Origin of the sequence: Enterococcus sp. OL5, from assembly GCF_006491895.1 — a bacterium.
GTDB lineage: Bacteria > Bacillota > Bacilli > Lactobacillales > Enterococcaceae > Enterococcus_D > Enterococcus_D innesii.
On sequence record NZ_VHIL01000021.1, the window covers coordinates 15,984 to 36,063 of the forward strand.

Below are 20,080 nucleotides of genomic sequence, written 5' to 3' on the forward strand. Positions count from 1 at the left end.
CAACTTCATTTAAAATCATAATAAATACGCTTACAAATGTATCATAAGCAATTCTTTAGCTTGAAACAATGTCATACGCTTTGCAGATAATTATCATATTTTTAGATTTATGAAAGGAGGAGATCGTAATGACAACCGAAGAAATGGAAGCAAAACTTTTTCAGCTATCTGAACGAGAATGCTATCACAGAGACCATCCAAACCACCTTTCTGACTATTATCAACAGCTGGAAAAAGTGACGATCAATGGCCGACAAGTTTACTTATTCGATAATCTGATGGAAGAACAAGAAAACTTTACTCTGGTAAAGCAAAGCCGCTTCAGTCCAGTTCCTTATCATAACCACAGTTTTATCGAATTAAATTATATCTACTCAGGAACATGCACCCAATTGATCGATGATCAGAAAGTTACGCTGACAAAAGGACAAATTTGTCTGATTGATACCGGAATTCCCCATTCGATTGAAATGACCGGTGAAGAAGATGTTTTGATCAATCTTTTGATCAAGCGGGATTATTTCGCTCAATTGATTAGTCGGGAACAGTTTAATGAAGGGGTCGTGCTTGATTTTGTTCTGACTGCATTGTCAGACAAGCACGCGCATGACCAATATATTGTCTTTAAGAACAATAAAGATGATCGGATCCATGCTGTGATTCAAGAAATGCTGAAAGAAACTTATGAAAAAGCCATTGGTAGTAAACGAATCATCAGCAATCTAATAGCCATTCTTTTCACTTTTCTCGTGCGTGAGTTCGACTATCAGACCAACAAGCAAGAAGCGGCAAAAAAACAGCACATTCTAGCGATCTTGACCTATATCGAAGAAAACTTCCAAACGGTTACTTTGCCAAAACTCGCCACCCTTTTTAACTATTCCCCTTCCTATCTAAGTGCATTGATCAAACGAGAAACTAGTAAAAATTTGACCGAATTGATTATCGAAAAAAAATTGAATCTCGCCCACAACTTAATTGCTTCTTCCACCAAACCAATCACCCAATGCGCGGCTGAAGCAGGTTTCACCAATATCACTTTTTTCTATAAGAAATACAAAATTTATTATGGGCATACACCGAAAAAGAAAAAATGATCCTATTTCGCTACTTGCAAAAAAAGAAGCCGAGAAATGTTCCTTCTCGGCTTCTTTCTATTCGTCATTCCCTATTGCCCAAACACCTCCGCCACCGAATAAACGCCTGGGGCAAAGGTCTTGCCTGTTAGCTTCTTCGTCATGGCATTAAAGGTGTAGTGTTCTTCTAAGATGACGACTTCATCGTATTGCTTTAATAGTGTGCGAAAATCTGCATCTGATAAGAGGAAATTCTCTCGGCCATCGACATTAGGTGAAAACAAGTAATATTTTCCGACATAGCCAACTAAGTAGCTATCTACTGCTTCTTTGTTAGTACTGACCACCAAATATTTTTTCTGGTTCAGGTCAAAGTGATCGCCAGTAACGGCTGAAACTTGTGCTGGAATCGAAGCAGCATATTCACGATTGGTATAACGCATGCCATTATTTTCTGAAAGGATCAGCAATGTCGCAAAAAATAACAGAATTAAGGTACTGTATTGATAGATTTTTTTCGTGGTCAAGCTGGCAAAACTACGGTAGTTTCGCCGATCGATCGCTTGTTCATGATACAAATGATCAATGCCTCGGACCATGAAAAAGGTCATCAAACCTAATGCCAAGATCACAATACTTGAGGCATAGCGATCGAACCCTGCCAAAGACAATGCTTCCTCAGTGGGCATCGAGAACAAGAACATGGCATAGATTCCTAAATAATACCCCCCAATGATACCATCGATCAACAGCAGTTCTTTGAAAAATGGATTGCGTTTTTTCATGATAAATCGGACAAATAGCCAACTGCCCAACAGGATGACCTGGATCAAGAGAATCCCTTGCGTGGAGATCGTCGCAACATCCGTGATGGTTTTAACAAAAACATCCGTAATCTGCTGCAGTATCTGAGAATCCTTTTCGCCAAAAATCTGTTTATAAGCGGTCACGCTGACTTCATGCTTTGATTTAGGAAAATTCGCTTTGACATGCAGGTTCCAAAGAATCGCTGGCAGGACAGATAGCCCAATGGCAGCTAATCCTACAATCATCATGCCCAGCCGTTGCCGCCAACGAACTGATGCCTGCCACAAGCAGACTAGTAAAAAGCCGCCTAAAATCAGCAGAAAAAAGACGGCACTATTTTTGACCAAATCAAGAGAGGCCCCAATCAAAAGAAAGAAACCGATCGACGGTAGTACTTTGCCTTTTAAAGCGAATAAGCCAGCGATGCCAGCTAAAGTCAACACTGGCAGGATAAAGTCTACTAACAAATTATTCATTCGAATCGCAATATTAAAATAATTGAAAACCGCCATGCTGGTGAAGATCAGGGCAAAAGCCAGCTTTCTTTTCGGATCACGAATAATCGCAAAAAAACTATACAGACTACAGAAAATCAAAATCAATTGACCAATCAGCAAGACATTCTCATGATAGCCAACGATGATTGCTGTATAAGTAACAAATAGCGAGCTGCCTAAAGGATAGGAAGTAAAACTAATGATGGCATCGGCTGCCGTTGGCAATTGTCCCTGCGTATAAAGGAATTTAACGATCGTCGCCCAATGGGAGAAGTTGTCATAGTGGGTCAAATGACTGTGAAGCAATGTCAAAACGAACAAAGCAAAATAGCCGTAAAACCACAGCATGATGGGCTCTTGCAAGCCCCACCGCACCTGATGGCGCTCCTGCCAAAAACGCCAAACGCATAATAGTAAGCCAAGACCAAATAAAACCCATGCCCCCCAGATCAACCATCCTTTGGGACCATATGCGACAAAGGAAAGAACGAGGATCGGCAAACAGCAAGCAGCGATCCAGCTGATGTGTTTGGGAAAATGGCAAACTCGTACAAAAAGATAGGCATAGCCAGCTAATGATAAACCAAAGAGACTAAATCGCAGCAGGATCTCGATCATCATCTTCCTCCTTTCTCAGCAAGCTGTCTACCCATTCTTGAAAGGCTGCTGTAAAACGCAGCTCTAAAAGATTGCTTACTTGATAAATCACTTGATTTTCTGTTGGTTGAAGTGTCGCTTTTTCAGCGTGAAGCACAAGATTACTGATCGGTAAGTTTAGATGGGCCGGCATCTCGACCTCTTCTGTTTTTGCCAACGTGAGCTGGTCAAAACCAAATGTTGTGACCACATAGGTTCCTTCATCAAAGTGCCATTTCTGATCAATGGTCAGTATGGGCACTCGCTGAGGCGGCAATGGCTTTTGTTTGGCTTGCAGCAGATGCTTACCGAGATTTTCAAAAAGACTATCAAAGAAGGTCATCCACGGGTCACGCAGAACTGGCAGGCTTTGATTGAAGCCATCATAAATGATCTGCAAATAAGCCAAGTAGTCTTTTTCTGATAATTGGTGTAAAGCAACCCCATAGACCCAGCGATCCTTGCCTGAAAAAACGCGGACGACGTTTCCCGTCATCTCTGCTTGGTAGCCATTACGGGTGATTTTAAAAGTCAGCTGCGCATCTGGCGGAAAATAAAGAGGAACGTCAGAAACGAAGGACAAGCCGTTTTCTGAGATATTTTCTGTCATCAAAGAATAGCTGGCGTCTTGGTCGGAAACTTCAACAGGATAATGGGCTCTGAACCGTTCCGTCGTTCGGTAAATCGGGCGACCGAGATAAAATAAGACCGCAAAGGTTAAGTTAAAGAAATGGGTCAGCAGCCAGAAGGTCAACACGCTGCCATAGAAAATCTCTGAGCCGAATTTGCCGTAATTAAACTTCACTAAGCCGATAATCGTCAAAATCAACAGCAACAAATGCGGCACCACAAACAACAAGTCTTTTTTAGACTGAGTTGCTGCTTTATTGGTCACTTTGAAACGGGTCTCTTTGATGCCAATGGCTTGTAAAAAGACAGGAATCACTAGGTATGGTGCAAAAATCGTTTCCTGGATCTCGCCCCAGCGCTGCGTTCGAATATCACTGCTCAAATCCTGCATCGCCAAATGCAAGAACGTATAGCTTGGCAACCAAAACAGCAGCAAGACCCAAAAGTTGGTCTCTACGACCCTTACATTAAAGACGGTGTACAAAATCGGCGCGAAAATAAACAGCAACCGACGTAAAAACGACCACCAATATAAATAACTGTTTAAGAAAACCATTTTTTGCGCCAAAGACAACGTCTTGTTCTTAAAAAGATGGAGATTGTGGACACTTTGGACCACTCCTCTTCCCCAGCGAATCCGCTGCTTTAAGGCACTTGGGATATCAATGGGAGACAGACCGCTGGCCATGGGCTGCAGTGTTGATAAACTGCGATAACCTTGGCAATTGATCAAGGCGCCTAATTCAAAATCCTCCGTGATCGTGTCTGTCGGAAATCCGCCAGCGGCTTCGATCGCTTCTCGTGCGATTACCGTATTGGAACCTGTATAAATAGCTGTATCATGGGCGTTGTTCAAAACATTGACTTCTCTGGAAAAGAAGTCCTGCTCGTTAGGGATCGCCGCTTCTGAAAAAAGATTGTACTGAAAAAGATCCGCATTGTAAAAGCTTTGCGGTGTTTGGACAAAGCCCAACGGTTTGATGGTCTGATCTTTGCGGCGTTCCTGCTGATTTGCCACAAAATATGGCACTGTTTCCAGCAAAAAATCTGAGTAAGGGATCATATCTGCATCAAAGGTCGCCACTAGCGGTGAATTGGTTTTTGACAATGCATGATTGAGATTGCCTGACTTGGCATGCTGATTGCCGGTCAATCCGATATAACCGATGCCAAATTTATCTGCCAGTGCTTTGACCTCTGGACGGTTGGTGTCATCCGACAAGTAGATGTGAACTTTTTGGAGATCGGGGTATTTCATATGAACTGCCGCATTGACCGTTTTTAATAAAAGCGGCACTTCTTCATTATGGGTCGCAACCAACACATCGATCGCTGGATAGTCGGCTTCTGGCACGATCGGTTTTTCAAAAGGCTTTGCTTTGTTTTTGTTCCAAATCAACAGCAAGCCCGTAAAGTTCGATACGATCTCACTGCCCCAAAGCAGCAAACCAAACAGCAGGGCAAACCAAGACTCGTGCCATGGCAATGTATACAGCCCCCGCCATGATAAATAGATCAGCGAAAAGACAAACGCCAGAAAGTAAACGACTTTTTTCGCCCAAGGCAAACGTTTTTGTTCCACCTCAATCACTCCTTAAAGATGACATTTTTTTGCACATGGTAACTAAAGAAAAAGAGCAGGCAATCGACGCCTATTTTTAACAACACAGAATCCCCGATTGGCAGGATCAAATAGATCAAGTAGACGAGGAAAGAGGACAGCAAAATCTGTACGATCACCAATAAAAAATATTGCAACATACTGTTCTTTGTCCGTTGACCAAAAACAAGCTCACGATTGATGTAATAATTGACGATCGCCGAAATCAATCGGGCCCCCAGCGAAGCGATCACGATGGAGGACAGATCGATGACAGACAAGAAATGGATCAATAACGCATAGGCGATCACATCGACAAAAAAGGAGACCACAGATGAAAACAAATACTTCAAAAAGACGCTATAGATAGCGACAGAATCTGCCAAGACCCGAAAATGGGAAGAGGCATTTTCTTCAATATAGATGGTGGCGATCGGTTGCGAGAGAATCGGCCACCCCCGCTTCTGGGCTTCGATCAGCATCCGCGTTTCATATTCAAAGCGCTCACCTGAGATCGCCAACAAATCTGTCATGAATTTCCGAGGGAAAACCCTTAAGCCCGTCTGCGAATCCTCGATGGCAAGACCAGTCGCTAAACGTAAGATATTTCGGGTCAAAATGTTGCCGAACTTACTCCGCAAGGGGACATCTTTGCCAAAGGATCGAGTCCCTAAAATAATGCTGTCCGGATGGGCTTGTGCCTTGGTTAAGCAAGCCATCATATCGGTATACTCATGTTGCCCATCCGAATCAATGGTCACCATAAATTCAACTGCCGGTTGATTTGTCAGCACTTCGGTGAGGGCGGTTTTGATAGCTGCGCCTTTTCCAAGATTCTTTGGATGGGTCAAAACCTGACAGCCAAACTGCTGTTCCAACGTCGAAAAGACAGACTGATAAGCTGATCCACTGCCATCATCCACGACCAAAATCGGCAGGTGCTGGTTATGCAAACGAATTTTCTCCACCAGAGCCAGCAGTTTGTGGTCAGGTTCTAGCGAAGGAATCATGATTAAACTATTTTCCATATGCGTTCCTCATTTAAGGTAGTATTTTTGAAAACAAAAAAAGAAAAGAAGCCAACCCCATCAGTAAAGACAGAGTTGGTCGCGACCGCTGCGCTTGGCGCGATACAATGCTTGATCGGCACGTTCTTGTGTTTGCATCAGCAGCTCGCCCCTTTGCCGTTGTGCGATCCCAATCGACAACGTGATGCTGACCGAATCGCCGGCATCCAAGATGATTTCTTGGTAACGGATGCGCTTTTGGATTTTTTCGAGGAGATAAGCAGCAGCCTGTGCGTCTCCTTGGATCAAGATCGCAAACTCTTCCCCACCGATGCGATAGACCGGATTGCTAGCCGTACAGTAGTTCAAAAAAATACGAGCGATTTCTTGCAAAATCACATCCCCGGCACGGTGTCCGTAACGGTCATTGTAATTTTTGAAATGATCGATATCGATCAAAGCAATCGATAAGTCCACCTCGGTCGTATCTAGGCGTTGGCGGTCCTCTTGAAACTTACGAAAGTTGTTCAACTGCGTCAAATCATCGATTTTGACTAAAGCCAAAATGCGCTGCATATCATTTAATATTGAGTAAAGGAAAAACGCCAACGTATAAGCAAGAATGCCATAAACTATATAAATTAAGGTCGTTTTTTGAATATCGCCAGTCAAATAGCAGCCAAATAGAAAGGAGATAACAATCAAGTAGGTGATCGATAAAATCAACTCTTGTTTGTCACTAAGCCGCTGCTTGGCCCAAGCATGGAGAAACGTCAGGGTCACCATCAAAAAGAAACTGAGATATAAGTTCAACCAAGAAGATTTTGATACTTCAAACAAAAAACGACCTAACGCTAGATTGAACATCGTTGGTACGGTCACCTTCCAGCCCAGATACTTCATAGAAAAAGCGTAAAGCAAAAAGCGCAGGTCAAATCTTGTTTCATATACGACATAAGAGAAGTTCATTAGCAACATCCCTACCACGGTTTCACAAACAATCGCCGCTGCGATCTGCTTTGCTTTGAAGGTCCCTTGCCCTACGAAGCCATCACTGACTTTGAACAACAAGTAAATATTGATGATGATTGCACCTAAATTTGCGAGTGTATTGACAACCAGCGTATTTGCCATTTCCTGCGCTTCCTTTCTAAAAAAAAGAACCCTTACTTGCTGATTCGACAGAACATTTCCAAAGATGTTTCATGGAAAAGCGGACGGAGCATCAAGTAAGGATCACTATTTATCATTGACAGTTTCTATCACTCTTGATTTAAAATAATTTACCAGAAATTATACATATTTTCAATCTTTTTGTTGATATAAGAAGATTCTAAAAATAAATAAAATGATCAAAATGTATATTTTCTAAATAAATAACATTATTTCTTTATTATTACTAACTTTTTGTGCATAAACATTTAATTCTTTGTGAATTTGTGTAAATTATTTTTCCATTATTTTTTACGTCTCAGGCAAGGTGCACACCCGGTTTCGACCACTTTGTTTTGCGAGATAGAGGGCTTGATCGGCTCTTTCAACAGCTGCCAAGATATCGCCATGACAAACTGTACTCGCTTCAACGCCGCAAGACAAAGACATCGTCCCTTTTTCAAAATTGGCCACAGGAAACATACTGCTGGAAATGGTTTGACACAGTGTCGTCATCGCAGCTACGGTCTTTTCTTTGACATCCCCTTCGATCACGAGACAGAACTCTTCTCCGCCATAACGATAAAAGGAAAAGGTCTCGGCAAAATGCGCCTCTAAAAAAGTAGTCGTCCGTGAGGCAAAGGTTCTTAACAACTCATTTCCGGCGATATGACCATAACGGTCGTTGACCTTTTTGAAGTGATCGAGATCAATCATGGCGATCGTCACAGTCTTTTTCTGTGAAACGGCTTGAAGCAGATCGTGGTTATAGGTCCCATAATTGAAGCAGCCGGTCAACGCATCGATCTTACTATTCGCCAACTCTGCCAGTACTTGGTACTCTTCGCCTTCAATCAACCGATGAAGCCACATAAAGCCGCCCAACAGCACAAAAGAACCAACAAATACTGCCAGCATCGCTTCCCAGTCATAGGTCGTCGTATGATGGACCAGCATCGAAAAACGCGGTGAGAGCAGACAGGTCAAAAAATACATCAAATAAAATTGCTGTTGCGGACGGATCCGCTTGACTTTTGATAAAAGAAAATCAAGGACAAAGAGCCCAACTCCGAATAATGGAAGATAAAAAGCTTTACCCACATCAGAAAAACCGACAAACCACAAATAAAAGACGACCATACACGGCGTTATCAAAATCAAGATCTTACCACGATCGCCATAGAAAAAATGACTCGCTATAAAAGCAGTTGTGTATTGATAACAGATAAACCCAACTGAATTCATTGAAAAAGAAAGAATAAAATACAAATGCGTAAACGTCAGAATACCAATAATAAAATACTTAAATGGACGAGAAACCGATATTTTTTGCACACTTCGTACAAAAACATCTGCGGTCACCAGTAAACTGGCAATCATCAGCGGCAAACCAAACGCCAAAAGCACGCCTCGTTCTAACATTCCATCACAATCGCTCTCCTTTAGACCATAAATACCCTTGTTGCAAATGCACCCCCATCTCAAGCAACTGTACCATTTTTTCGCGGTTCTCGATGCCTTCAACGATCAGCTCAAGCTGATATTTTTGGGCAACCTTCAACCAACAAGCCAAAAAGCTGAAGCCAATCTCCTCATCAAGCTGAATAAACGGTAACAACGAAAATTTCAAACAATCAACGCTGGCAAGATTGGCAAAGACCAACGAGAGGGTATTTTGTCCGCAACCGATATCATCGACCGCAATCACATAGCCATAGGCTTTGATTTTTGCGAGGGCGCTAGACAAATCAAATGACTCCTGCTGTATGCGTACGGGATGCTCCGTCAATTCAATCTGCAACTGCTCCTTATGAACAGCCATCGTTTCAAAAAAGGACCACGTTGACTGCCACAGCAGCTGTTGTGGATGAATATTGACACTAAAGCGGGTTTCCGGCTTTTTTTGACACAAACGCCGCAATTCCTTAGCATACCATTCCATCAATTGCTGATTGCCGCTTTCAGTTTGAATCATTGTACTGAATTCTTGCTGTGGGAAGCGGTTGTTCTTCTCGCTACGCAGTAAGACTTCATAGCCATTCAGCTCTTGCTGACTTAGCGATTCTACCTGCATGATTGGTTGACACAACAGATAAAGGCGATCTATGTTTTCCCAAGTTGTTTCATTCCCCATCTTCGTTAAGCCCCCATCTAGTAAAGTTATCATATCCGAGAATCGGTAATATTCCTGTCATCGTTCGTTTCTCATGCAAAAAAATGGTTCTCGTAAAGGAACTGATTTGCCTAAGTATACCAAACAGAACCAAAAATGCCCAAATATTTTAAATTCTCTGAAAGAGACTTCCGTGAAAGAATGGACGGCAACCCCATGCCTGTTTAATAGAAATGCCCCAAAGTAACCACTTTTTGCTTTTTCATAGAAACTTGCACGTTGAAAGTTGCTTCTTTCTCATCAGCTTCCTATTTCCCTAAGTACTTATAAAAAAACGATTCTTTTTAAATAACAAAAAAACAGCAAGTCTGCTTGCTGTTTTTTCTACGTATTTCTTTGACTGGGGTAGCTGGATTCGAACCAACGCATGACGGAGTCAAAGTCCGTTGCCTTACCGCTTGGCTATACCCCAATAATGGTGGAGGAGAGTGGATTCGAACCACTGAACCCTAAGGAACGGATTTACAGTCCGTCGCGTTTAGCCACTTCGCTACTCCTCCAAAAGGTTTTTCTCAAACCTGACAATAGTTATAATACCGAAAAAGATAACAAATTGCAAGAGCAAAAAGTAATTTTTTCTAGAAATTATTCATGTAAATTCCATTGGCGAATAATCATCTCGATGGCAGCTTCTAAGCTTCTGCTCGAACCTAGATCCTCATCCCCTAAAAAGCTTTGAAATTCTTTTGGTCCAGTTGTTAAAATCTCACCGATGCGTTTTTTACCGATAAACAATTCATTGACGGTATAGTCTTTGCCATGAATGGCTTTTGTTGTTTCTTCAATACGGACTTCGATATCTTTATTTTTCTTAGACATGGTTGCACCTCTTTCTTTACAGCACCTTCCTATTTTAACAGAAAAGCAGCAAAAGAAAAAGAAAATCTCTTCTGGAAATAAAAAAAGTAGCCAATCTTTACGATCAGCTACATTTCCTTAGATCACTTCTGGTTCGTCAAGACAGCACTCGTCACGGTATAACCTGCATCGCTTAAAATTTTCTCGATTGCTGCGACTTGCCGTGATTCTACTTGGATCTCAACAACTGTTTTTAGTGCCATCCGATTTACCACAATCGTCAAAATACTCATTTGATGATCGGCAAGGAGTTTCGTCACGTCTGCTAAAACCCCCACATGGTCATCCGTGATCTCGATCGATACTCGGGTCCCGCCATCGTGGTAGCCAGTGATTTTCAAAAAGGCATCAAAAATATCATTGTTGGTAATGATTCCCACTAGGGCATCATCATCCATGACTGGTAAAACCCCCACGTTCTCACTACGCATGACGGAAATGGCGTCCTCTAATAGTGCATCTGGTTCAATCGTGGTCACTTTTTTCAACATGATATCAGCGACCGTCGTTTTATTTAAGAGATAGTTCATTTCATAAACGCTTAAGCTTGTCGCTTTTGAGGGAGTTGCTTCAGCGATCGTTCCTTCTGTGATCAACCCTACTAATTTACCATCGTCAACGACGGGCAGACGATGGATATCATGCTGCTTCATTAAATCTACTGCATCAAAGATCGGTGTCTGCGAATCGACGGTGACGACCGTCTTCGTCATAAAATCACTTACGCTCATTGTTTAGCCTCCTAGATACGCTTTTCTTACTTCATCACTTGCTAGTAATTCTTCTCCAGTACCTTCTAAAACGATTTTCCCCGTTTCTAATACATAGCCGCGATCGGCAATCGATAAAGCCATTTTCGCATTTTGTTCGATCAGCAGCACAGTCGTTCCTTGTTGCTTGATTTCTTGAATGATGGAAAAAATTTCTTTGATAAAAATTGGTGCCAAGCCCATCGATGGCTCATCCAGCAAAAGCAAGCGCGGTTTTGACATCAATGCCCGCCCCATTGCCAACATCTGCTGCTCACCGCCAGATAATGTCGACGCATCTTGCGAGAGACGTTCTTTCAATACAGGAAACTTGCGGTAAACTTGTTCATAGTCTTCTTTGACACCACTGTCTTTACGCAAGAAGGCGCCCATCTCTAAGTTTTCTTGAACCGTCAAACCGGAAAAGACGTGCCGCCCTTCTGGCACCTGCGACAAGCCGTTTGCGACGATTTTTTGCGGTGCTTCTTTCTCAATTTGCTTTCCTTCAAAAGTGACGGAGCCTTTTGAAGGACGGATCAATCCAGAAATCGTCCGTAAAATCGTGGTTTTCCCGGCACCATTGGCACCAATCAGCGAAACGATCTCTCCTTGATTGACGTGGAAGGAAACATTATGAACTGCTTGGATCATGCCGTAGTGAACACTTAAATTTTGAATTTCCAGCATCAGATTTCCCCTCCTAGATAGGCTTCGATTACCCGTGGATTGTTTTTGATCTCTTCTGGTTCACCGTGGGCGATGACTTGCCCGTATTCCAGTACATAGATCCGTTCGCACACTTCCATGACCAAACTCATATCATGCTCGATCAAGAGGATCGTCAATTGAAAATCTTTTTGGATCTTATAGATCAGCTTTGTCAGTTCTGTTGTTTCCTGAGGATTCATCCCCGCTGCCGGCTCGTCAAGAAACAAAATTTTTGGCTCTGTAGCTAATGCGCGTACGATCTCTAAACGGCGTTGCTCGCCATAAGGCAAATTTTTCGCTAACGTTTGACTTTTGCCATCCATATCAAAGATCCGTAACAGCTCTAAGGCTTTTTTCTTCATGGATTCTTCGTTTTTGTAATACTTTGGCAAACGCAAGATGCTCGTCAGTAGTCCTTCTTTATGCTTACTGTTCATAGCGATCAAAACGTTGTCCATCACGGTCAAGTTTTTAAACAAGCGAATGTTTTGGAAGGTTCTTGAAAGGCCTAAATCCGCGATTTTATAAGGCTTCACGCCATTTAAACCTTTTGGCTTACCTTGGGTCTCAAAAAGCACTTCGCCTTCACTAGGCTCATACACACCTGTCAGGAGGTTAAAGAGCGTTGTCTTGCCGGCACCGTTTGGTCCAATCAACCCGACCAGCTCATTGGTATCTAGATGGAGATCTACATGAGAAACAGCAGCTAACCCGCCGAAGTTTTTCGTTAAGCTTTTAACTTCTAATAGAGGCATCGTTGTCATCCCCCTTTTTTCTAAATTTGTCCAACAGTCCTTTTACGGAGAATTCCCAGGTTCCTAAAAGTCCGCTTGGTTTAAAGATCATGATGATGATCAAAGCCAATGCATAAATGATCATACGCAAATCAGAGAAGCCTTGCAAGTACATATTTAAGATTCCTAGCACTACTGCCGAAACAACTGCTCCTGTGGTACTCCCAAGCCCTCCAAAAACGACGATGATCAAGACATCGATCGATTTCATAAAACCGTAATCTCGTGGGAAAACCGACTGCTGATAGCTGGCATAAAGGGTACCAGCAATGCTTGCCATCACTGCTCCCATTACAAACGCAATTACCTTGTATTTCGTTGTGTTGACCCCCATCGATTCTGCAGCGATCTCATCTTCCCGAATCGCTAAAGTCGCTCGACCAGGTCCGCTATGGATAAAGTTTGACACGACAAGAATCGATAGAACGGCAAAGAGAAAGACGATCTGCCAATTACTGAATTGGGGCAATCCGAAAATTCCTGCAGGACCATTGGTCAAGCCTCGTAAGTTCACCAACAAGATCCGAATGATCTCTGCCACACCTAGGGTAGCGATCGCTAGATAGTCACCTTTTAAACGGAGGGTCGGAATCCCAACTACTAATGCGACTGCACCTGAAACCAGCATTCCCACCAATAAACCAGTTAAAAAGCCGCCAAAGGTTGGATTGCTTGCCGACAGGATCGCGCCAGCATAAGCACCGATAGCCATGAACCCGGCATGTCCCAAGGAGAATTGCCCTGAAAAACCAATGATAAGATTCAAACTGACTGCCAAAATGATGTTGATCCCGATATTGACAATGATGGCGTCAGAAAACAGATTGATCATCCCGCCGTTGTAAGCTGCAAATAATCCGAAATAAAGAATAGCTGCCAGAGCGAGCCAGATTAAGTTGTAACGTAAATTCTTTTTCATTTCTGCCACCTACACTTTCTCTTTGATATTTTTGCCGAGGATCCCAGCTGGACGAACCAACAATATAATTATTAAAATGACGTACACTAAAGCATCCTTGTAATCAGAAAAACCAAGCGCTGTCGCTGCTGTCTCCACCAAACCGATCACAAAGCCGCCTAAAGCTGCACCAGGAATGATCCCGATCCCGCCGAGAACCGCCGCAACAAAAGATTTCAGACCAGGAACGACCCCCATTGATGGATCAATGGAATTATAATACAAACCGATCAGCATCCCGCCAGCTGCAGCCAAAGCCGAGCCTAAGGCAAAGGTAAAGGAAATCGTTCGATTGACATTGATCCCCATCAAACGCGCTGCATCTGCATCAACACTTACTGCCCGCATCGCTTTTCCCATCCGGGTCTTTTTCACGATCAATTGCAAGAGAATCATTAAGGTAACCGAAACAGCCAAGATCAATAACTGGACATTACTTACTTGAACAAACCCGATGGAATAAGTTTGTCGCTCGATCGCTTGCGGAAAGGGGCGCACATTGGCTGAAAAGAAAAAGATCATGACATTTTGCAAAAAATAAGAAACCCCGATTGCCGTGATCAGTGCCGAAATTCGCGTGGAATTGCGTAAGGGACGATACGCTAAAAATTCGATCGTTACCCCAAGAGCTGCACTGGCGATCATTGAAATGAACAACGCGGGGAAAAACCCTAATTGCCATTGATTGATCAAAAAGTAACCGATAAAACTACCAATCATATAAACTTCTCCGTGGGCGAAGTTGATCAGCTTGATGATGCCATACACCATCGTATAACCCAACGCTAACAAGGCGTAGATACTGCCTAGAAACAAGCCGTTGATCAATTGTTGGATCATCATTTCCATATACTCACTTCCAATATCATTTATTATGGTTCTTCTCATTAGAGAAAAGAAACTGAGACAAACACATCAGGTCTGTCCCAGTTTTCACTGCCAAACAACTACAGGTTTTTAAGGTTCCACAGTGTCTGCTGAGGTTTCCTTCCCGTCAGTCAATCCTAAAACAACTGCTGATTTCTCAGGGTTATGATTTTCATCCATTGTGATTTCACCTGTCACGCCGACAAAGTCTTTCAGTTCAGACAAACCAGCTGCAATTGCCAATGAATCTGCTGAGTTTTGATCTTCGATTGCTTGTTTGATCATATAAACGGCATCATAGGCTAATGCATTAAAAGCAGAAGGTTCTTTGCCATACTTTTCCTTGAAAGCGGCCACAAACGGCTCAACTTTGTCATTTGCTGGTGCTTTGGTAGAGAAGTGGCCGGTATAGTAAACATTGCTGACATTTTCTGCACCAGCAGTTTGAACCATTTTTTCATCACCGAATCCATCCGCACCAATGATTGCTTGATCAATTCCTAATTCCCGCGCTTGCTTGATGATCAAACCAGCTTCTGTGTAGTAGCCTGGAATGAACAAGACATCGAATTCTACATCTTTGATTCTTGTAAGAACTGCTTGGAAATCTTTGTCGCCTTCAGTAAAGTTATCTTCTAAGACAATTTCGCCTGGGTAGCTTTCTTTAAATGCTTCCGTCAATCCAATTGCGTAATCACTTGAGTTGTCTCCCAAGATCACGGCTTTTGATGCATCCAAATTTTCAGCCGCATATTTTGCTAAGATCGTTCCTTGGAAGCTATCTTGGAAACAAGAACGGAAGGCAAATTCTTGCACTTTCCCACTAGTGTAAGTAATCGCATCGTCAGTACCTGAAGGAGTAACCATTGGTACTTGCGCTCTAGTCACGTTAGGCAAAGCTGCTTTCGTAGCACCAGAGGTTGCTGGACCAATGATGGCTACCACTTTATCATTCGTTGCTAAATTGGCTGCTACTGTAGCAGCTTCATTGTTATCTGATTTGTTATCTTTCGAAATAATTTCAATTTGTTTTCCAAGAACACCGCCGGCAGCATTGATTTCTTCTACTGCTAAGTCGATTCCTTCTTTTTCAGCCGTCCCATAAGCAGCTACGGCTCCTGACAACTCTAAATTGGTTCCGATCTTGATAGTATCTCCCTCTTGTTTGTTGCCACCTTCAGCAGCCCCGCTGCCGTCCGTTGATCCACCTGTTGGTCCAGCGCTACACGCTGTCAACAAAAACAAACTCGCAAACAAAAACGCAAATTTCTTTTTCATATTTTTCCTCTCCTTCACTTCCCCTGAATATGTTATCCAATATACTGAAAAATCCGGAAAATGTCAACGAATTATCAGAATATTTCACCTATTCAGAATTTATTTTTTCGCTATAAAAAAAATGGGGTTTTAAAACACTGATCCACCAACAATGGAATCGCTTTTCAGTTTTTTGAGCAAAAAGAAAAGTAAGCAAAGTTTTTTTCCTTTGCTTACTTTTTGAACGTTTCGAATTGCTTCATTTTTTTGTCAAAAGGACGTTTGAAAACATCACATCTAGATGTTAGCGGCTATTTCTTGGATACAATGCTTGAAAATTGGCTGCTGCCCCAACTAGATTGGCGTCATTGCGATAGTCACAAAGCTTGATCAGTGGGACAAAATCATTTAAAGCTTGATCTGCCAGCATTTTTTTCAACCGTTGATCAACTTCTTGTAATAAGCCTTTTTTGGCACTGACACCGCCACCGATAATGATCACTTCAGGATCAAAAGCAAATTGAATACTGAACAGTCCTTGCGCTAAATAGCGGTAAAATTTATTGACTTCCTCGATCGCAATGGCATCCCCATCTTCTGCGCGTTGAAAGACCTCTTCGCCGGTAATTGTAGCTCGATCTACACCGATTCGATCACAATACCGCCAAGCCATCTGAACCGCTGTCCCTAATTGCGAAAATGTTTTGCCTTGATCCAAGATCATCAACCCAAATTCGCCACCGTATAAATGTGCCCCACGGACTAGCTCACCATTTTGAAACAGGGTGCCGCCAACGCCTGTTCCGATCACAACGAAGGCAGCTTGCTGAAACTCTTTGCCCGCTCCTTGATAAAATTCAGCCATCCCAGCGCAATTGGCATCATTTTCGATGGTTACTGGTACCCCAAATGCTGCTTCGAGTTCAGAGTAGATGTCAAACCCATGGATATAAGGGATCGCACTAATGCCGTCGATCCGCCGCTCTTGGGCATTGACCGCACCCGGCGCACTGATCCCGACTCCTTCGATCTCTTCGTTTACGCTTGTTCTCACTTGCTGCAGCTGGGCTTTCATTTCCTCCCAAGTATTTGGAGTAGTAAATTTGCCTTTACTCACCAAAGAATCTTGTGACCAGACGCCGTATTTTACTGCTGAACCACCCATATCAAAGACTAAAATCGCCATTTTTTCCCCTCAATCCTTTATTATTCTGATACTATCTATTTTACCGTAAGTCCCCGCTTGAAGAAAGCGATTTCCGATAACAATAAAAAAAACAGCCTAAAATCGACATAGACTGTCTCTATGGGATTAGAGCTGCTTTTCCAAAATAACTTGATCGATCAACTGCTGCCCATTTTCGAAAATCGGTTCAGCATAGTGGGTGGTGAAATAATTTTTCACCCGGTCTTTTTCAACATAGCCTTGCTTTTGGTACAAAGTCAAGGCTGCAGAGGGCAGACTACCGGTTTTGATCACGACAAGAGGGTGTTTTGCACCTTGCTGCTGACTAAGAATCGCTTTTTCGGCAGCTTGCAACAATTGACCCCCAATGCCCCTTCCTTGCTTTACTGGGGAGACAGCCACATTCATTATCTCCCACTTTGTGCCTTGGTCTTGATACACTAAGACACCGATCACTTCTCCATCTTCTTCATAAACAAGCGTCTGGCTGTCATATAGATAGCCTTCTACAACTGTTTTTTCAGGATCCGCATCCAGCAACAGTGACCAAGGATACGATTCATTAGGGTGGATTGGACGAATCATGTTTTTCTTCCTTTTCTTTTTCTCTTATGTTCGTTTAACTTTTCCGATAACGGTATGTTGGTTTGACTTTATCATCAGTGTTACGTTTTAACGTAAAGGTCTGAGGCACGTAGTCGATTCCCCCCTTTACAAAAGGATGGCACCGTAAGATACGTGCGATTCCCATCAAGCCTCCCTTAGCAGCCCCATGGACCTGGATCGCTTGGATCATGTATCCTGAGCAAGTCGGATAATAACGACAGCTAGGAGGAAATAATGGGGAAATAAAACGTTGATAGAAACGAACAAAGCCAATCAAAAGTTTACTCATTTCTTGCCAACCTTTCTTTTTATGATCACGATGCAGTAAAGACAGATAGAAAAAACTAGGACTCAGCACGAGGCGTAAGTCCTAGTTTTGGTTTACTTCATAAACTCAAAGATATGATTCCAAAGACTTGGAGAGAAGACTTTAAAAGGACTACCGTCGCCAATCACTCCATAGCCAATCATTGTTCCAGCTAAGAACAATAAAATAGCTAACAAAATGACGATTAGAATTTTTATCAAGCTAGTTAGAATGTAACGGTTCAACTTCACTTTATTCTCTCCTACTCCTACTAAGCGTTTACTGGTACGGTTTCTTCAACTGCTTCAGAAACTCGTTCCACAGAAGCACCTAATTGCTGCAATTTTTCATGGAATTTGTAATAGCCACGATCCAAATATTTTAGATTGCGGACACGTGTCGACCAGTTGAACGCAGACCTAATAAAATCAACGCTGCGGCAGCACGTAAATCCGTCGCATAGACCAGCGCACCTTGCAATTCATGACCGCCTTCGATCACTGCTATGTTGCCGTCGATTTTGACATGAGCATTCATCCGACGCATTTCTTCTAAATGTTGGAAACGATTCTCAAATACCGTTTCATTCACAACACTTGTTCCAGCTGCTAAAAGTTGAATAGCAGACATTTGCGCTTGCATGTCCGTAGGAAAACCTGGGTGAGGCATTGTTTTCACATCTGTTGCCTTCAATTTTTCAGGTCCAACGACACGAATCCCTTCAGCTACTTCAGTCACTTCTGCGCCCATTTCGATCAATTTTGAAATCAATGGACGATTGTGTTCTGAGATTGCATCTTTAATAATAACGTCTCCTTGAGTCATCGCAGCTGCAACCATAAAGGTTCCTGCTTCGATACGGTCTTGGACGATCGAATGATCTACTGCATGCAGGTGTTCGACCCCTTCGATACGCATCGTTTCGGTTCCTGCACCAAAGACCTTGGCACCCATTTTGTTTAAAATGTTTGCTAAATCGACGATTTCAGGTTCACGAGCGACGTTTTCAATGATGGTGATGCCTTTAGCTTTTACGGCAGCCATCATGATATTTTGCGTTGCGCCGACACTTGGGAAATCCAAGTAAATGCTATTGCCTTTTAACTCATCGGCGATCGCTTCTATGTATCCATCTTTTTGGATGATTTGAGCGCCTAGTGCTTGAAATCCCTTCAAATGTAGATCAATTGGTCGTTTGCCGATTGCACAGCCGCCAGGCATTGCCACTTTGGCATGACCATTACGGGCTAACAAAGGTCCCATGACTACGATTGAAGCGCGCATTTGGCTTACATACTCATACGGTGCTTCGATCGCTAACTCTTGTGATGCATCGATCGTCATCGTATTGTTTTCTTCTTCAAAATCGATTGCGACATTTAAATGCCGAATCACTTCTTTCATTGTTAATACATCGGAAAGGATCGGTACATTTGTTAATGTCGTTGTTCCTTCTTCCGCTAATAAGCTTGCCGCTAAGATAGGTAGAACAGCATTTTTTGCCCCTTCGATCTTCACTGTTCCAGTTAATCGATTACCACCTTGAACGATCATCTCTTCCATTTATGTTCCCTCCAAATAATGCAGTGACTCACACAAATCTTGCCAATTATAGCATAATATTCGGTGTTTTTGCATATATTAATGAAATTCTTAAAAACCTGTTAAAAATAAATTACGACATAACGCAATCAACTCAAGGAAAAAAGTACTGGCGGTGTAGCCTAATGCAATCGCAAGAAACACCATGACCATTCGTATCTGAGTCGTTCGTAAGGCTTTAAAAAAAGCATCGATCCGCACAGATTGCAATGCCCAAAATGCTAAATAGATGAACGCTAAATGACTCACGATTCGAATGATTGCATCAATTCCATACACTTGCATACTTCCTGCTCCTTTTTTCATAATTGAACATTCCTATCATACCACAAAGATGTCAAGATAAAAAATAATCTTTCTTGAAACCTTCATGAAAAGACTTTAAAAAGTTTTTAAAACGTTTTCTTGGAGAAACAAAAAAACAAAGGCAAGATGCCCTTGTTTTTTTAGGAATGTTTTGACTACGTTGATTCGATTTGATGGCGCGGTTGCAAAGCAACCGTTGCGCGACGAAGCTGGTCGATATCTTCGACTTGTTTGGCCTCTTCGATTTGATCGTTCTGCACGTTGTTTTGCTCTTTCTGCCCGTGAATCGTCGTATGCTCGTCGA

At 42.5% G+C, this 20,080-nt stretch carries 19 protein-coding genes, 2 tRNA genes and 1 pseudogene; 1 reads left to right on the plus strand and 21 read right to left on the minus strand.

Annotation, left to right across the window (positions count from 1 at the left end; translation table 11 throughout):
* Positions 1–128: 128 nt before the first annotated feature.
* Entirely contained in the window at positions 129–1,097 is a 969-nt protein-coding gene (locus FJU10_RS17335; protein ID WP_005225350.1) for an AraC family transcriptional regulator, read from the plus strand.
* Between the two features lie 71 nt (positions 1,098–1,168).
* On the opposite strand, the gene FJU10_RS17340 is transcribed toward FJU10_RS17335, so the two are convergent.
* The 21 genes and pseudogenes from FJU10_RS17340 to FJU10_RS17450 form a co-directional block, all read right to left on the minus strand.
* Positions 1,169–2,998 carry a lantibiotic ABC transporter permease gene (locus tag FJU10_RS17340; protein ID WP_140966527.1) on the minus strand — a complete coding sequence of 610 codons (1,830 nt, stop codon included), beginning with the start codon at positions 2,996–2,998 and terminating at the stop codon, positions 1,169–1,171.
* On the minus strand, positions 2,973–5,237 hold the full coding sequence (locus FJU10_RS17345; protein ID WP_140966528.1) for a glycosyltransferase family 2 protein: 2,265 nt from the start codon (positions 5,235–5,237) through the stop codon (positions 2,973–2,975). Before FJU10_RS17345 ends, FJU10_RS17340 begins: the two co-directional genes overlap by 26 nt.
* Positions 5,234–6,274, minus strand: coding sequence for a bifunctional glycosyltransferase family 2/GtrA family protein (locus FJU10_RS17350; protein ID WP_140966529.1), 1,041 nt, complete (start codon positions 6,272–6,274; stop codon positions 5,234–5,236). Before FJU10_RS17350 ends, FJU10_RS17345 begins: the two co-directional genes overlap by 4 nt.
* A 60-nt stretch (positions 6,275–6,334) precedes the next feature.
* Complete coding sequence (locus FJU10_RS17355) at positions 6,335–7,387, minus strand: GGDEF domain-containing protein (RefSeq protein ID WP_140966530.1); 1,053 nt, start codon at positions 7,385–7,387, stop codon at positions 6,335–6,337.
* Positions 7,388–7,717: 330 nt separating this feature from the next.
* Positions 7,718–8,827 (minus strand): GGDEF domain-containing protein, encoded by a 1,110-nt coding sequence (locus tag FJU10_RS17360; protein WP_077452885.1) that lies wholly within the window; start codon positions 8,825–8,827, stop codon positions 7,718–7,720.
* Between the two features lie 4 nt (positions 8,828–8,831).
* Positions 8,832–9,539: an EAL domain-containing protein gene (locus FJU10_RS17365; protein WP_077452886.1), complete on the minus strand. Its 708-nt coding sequence runs from the start codon at positions 9,537–9,539 to the stop codon at positions 8,832–8,834.
* Between the two features lie 379 nt (positions 9,540–9,918).
* Positions 9,919–9,990: transfer RNA gene (locus FJU10_RS17375), tRNA-Gln, on the minus strand.
* A gap of 4 nt (positions 9,991–9,994) precedes the next feature.
* Positions 9,995–10,078: transfer RNA gene (locus FJU10_RS17380), tRNA-Tyr, on the minus strand.
* 85 nt (positions 10,079–10,163) lie between these two features.
* A complete protein-coding gene (locus FJU10_RS17385) occupies positions 10,164–10,397 on the minus strand; it encodes a DUF2969 domain-containing protein (protein ID WP_005228752.1) in 234 nt (77 codons plus the stop codon).
* Positions 10,398–10,519: 122 nt separating this feature from the next.
* Positions 10,520–11,167, minus strand: a complete 648-nt coding sequence (locus tag FJU10_RS17390) for a CBS and ACT domain-containing protein (RefSeq protein ID WP_077452887.1) — start codon at positions 11,165–11,167, stop codon at positions 10,520–10,522.
* A 3-nt stretch (positions 11,168–11,170) separates the two neighbouring features.
* Complete coding sequence (locus tag FJU10_RS17395) at positions 11,171–11,872, minus strand: ABC transporter ATP-binding protein (RefSeq protein ID WP_140966531.1); 702 nt, start codon at positions 11,870–11,872, stop codon at positions 11,171–11,173.
* Positions 11,872–12,648: an ABC transporter ATP-binding protein gene (locus tag FJU10_RS17400; RefSeq protein WP_140966532.1), complete on the minus strand. Its 777-nt coding sequence runs from the start codon at positions 12,646–12,648 to the stop codon at positions 11,872–11,874. The genes FJU10_RS17395 and FJU10_RS17400 overlap by 1 nt, the downstream gene beginning before the upstream one ends.
* Entirely contained in the window at positions 12,629–13,606 is a 978-nt protein-coding gene (locus FJU10_RS17405) for a branched-chain amino acid ABC transporter permease (protein ID WP_005228744.1), read from the minus strand. The genes FJU10_RS17400 and FJU10_RS17405 overlap by 20 nt, the downstream gene beginning before the upstream one ends.
* Before the next feature lie 9 nt (positions 13,607–13,615).
* Entirely contained in the window at positions 13,616–14,494 is an 879-nt protein-coding gene (locus FJU10_RS17410) for a branched-chain amino acid ABC transporter permease (RefSeq protein ID WP_005228742.1), read from the minus strand.
* Between the two features lie 108 nt (positions 14,495–14,602).
* Positions 14,603–15,790 carry an ABC transporter substrate-binding protein gene (locus FJU10_RS17415; protein ID WP_140966533.1) on the minus strand — a complete coding sequence of 396 codons (1,188 nt, stop codon included), beginning with the start codon at positions 15,788–15,790 and terminating at the stop codon, positions 14,603–14,605.
* 283 nt (positions 15,791–16,073) lie between these two features.
* The gene (locus FJU10_RS17425; protein WP_140966534.1) at positions 16,074–16,955 is read right to left on the minus strand and encodes an ROK family protein; all 882 of its coding nucleotides are present in this window, start codon (positions 16,953–16,955) and stop codon (positions 16,074–16,076) included.
* 126 nt (positions 16,956–17,081) lie between these two features.
* Complete coding sequence (locus FJU10_RS17430) at positions 17,082–17,540, minus strand: GNAT family N-acetyltransferase (protein ID WP_140966535.1); 459 nt, start codon at positions 17,538–17,540, stop codon at positions 17,082–17,084.
* 34 nt (positions 17,541–17,574) lie between these two features.
* Complete coding sequence (gene yidD, locus FJU10_RS17435; protein ID WP_206600723.1) at positions 17,575–17,850, minus strand: membrane protein insertion efficiency factor YidD; 276 nt, start codon at positions 17,848–17,850, stop codon at positions 17,575–17,577.
* A gap of 92 nt (positions 17,851–17,942) precedes the next feature.
* The gene (locus FJU10_RS17440; RefSeq protein WP_005228723.1) at positions 17,943–18,119 is read right to left on the minus strand and encodes a DNA-directed RNA polymerase subunit beta; all 177 of its coding nucleotides are present in this window, start codon (positions 18,117–18,119) and stop codon (positions 17,943–17,945) included.
* Positions 18,120–18,139: 20 nt separating this feature from the next.
* Positions 18,140–19,431 (minus strand): annotated as a pseudogene (murA, locus tag FJU10_RS17445) (UDP-N-acetylglucosamine 1-carboxyvinyltransferase).
* A gap of 90 nt (positions 19,432–19,521) precedes the next feature.
* Complete coding sequence (locus tag FJU10_RS17450) at positions 19,522–19,755, minus strand: DUF1146 family protein (RefSeq protein ID WP_008380880.1); 234 nt, start codon at positions 19,753–19,755, stop codon at positions 19,522–19,524.
* Positions 19,756–20,080 lie beyond the last annotated feature (325 nt).

Coding starts and splice junctions, on each gene's coding strand:
- FJU10_RS17355 (WP_140966530.1), bottom strand. CDS start 7,387: ATGGCAAATACGCTGGTTGTCAATACACTCGCAAATTTAGGTGCAATC.
- FJU10_RS17425 (WP_140966534.1), bottom strand. CDS start 16,955: ATGGCGATTTTAGTCTTTGATATGGGTGGTTCAGCAGTAAAATACGGC.
- FJU10_RS17365 (WP_077452886.1), bottom strand. CDS start 9,539: ATGGGGAATGAAACAACTTGGGAAAACATAGATCGCCTTTATCTGTTG.
- FJU10_RS17415 (WP_140966533.1), bottom strand. CDS start 15,790: ATGAAAAAGAAATTTGCGTTTTTGTTTGCGAGTTTGTTTTTGTTGACA.
- FJU10_RS17410 (WP_005228742.1), bottom strand. CDS start 14,494: ATGGAAATGATGATCCAACAATTGATCAACGGCTTGTTTCTAGGCAGT.
- FJU10_RS17335 (WP_005225350.1), top strand. CDS start 129: ATGACAACCGAAGAAATGGAAGCAAAACTTTTTCAGCTATCTGAACGA.
- yidD (WP_206600723.1), bottom strand. CDS start 17,850: ATGAGTAAACTTTTGATTGGCTTTGTTCGTTTCTATCAACGTTTTATT.
- FJU10_RS17450 (WP_008380880.1), bottom strand. CDS start 19,755: ATGCAAGTGTATGGAATTGATGCAATCATTCGAATCGTGAGTCATTTA.
- FJU10_RS17350 (WP_140966529.1), bottom strand. CDS start 6,274: ATGGAAAATAGTTTAATCATGATTCCTTCGCTAGAACCTGACCACAAA.
- FJU10_RS17340 (WP_140966527.1), bottom strand. CDS start 2,998: ATGATCGAGATCCTGCTGCGATTTAGTCTCTTTGGTTTATCATTAGCT.
- FJU10_RS17395 (WP_140966531.1), bottom strand. CDS start 11,872: ATGCTGGAAATTCAAAATTTAAGTGTTCACTACGGCATGATCCAAGCA.
- FJU10_RS17400 (WP_140966532.1), bottom strand. CDS start 12,648: ATGCCTCTATTAGAAGTTAAAAGCTTAACGAAAAACTTCGGCGGGTTA.
- FJU10_RS17385 (WP_005228752.1), bottom strand. CDS start 10,397: ATGTCTAAGAAAAATAAAGATATCGAAGTCCGTATTGAAGAAACAACA.
- FJU10_RS17405 (WP_005228744.1), bottom strand. CDS start 13,606: ATGAAAAAGAATTTACGTTACAACTTAATCTGGCTCGCTCTGGCAGCT.
- FJU10_RS17390 (WP_077452887.1), bottom strand. CDS start 11,167: ATGAGCGTAAGTGATTTTATGACGAAGACGGTCGTCACCGTCGATTCG.
- FJU10_RS17430 (WP_140966535.1), bottom strand. CDS start 17,540: ATGATTCGTCCAATCCACCCTAATGAATCGTATCCTTGGTCACTGTTG.
- FJU10_RS17360 (WP_077452885.1), bottom strand. CDS start 8,827: ATGTTAGAACGAGGCGTGCTTTTGGCGTTTGGTTTGCCGCTGATGATT.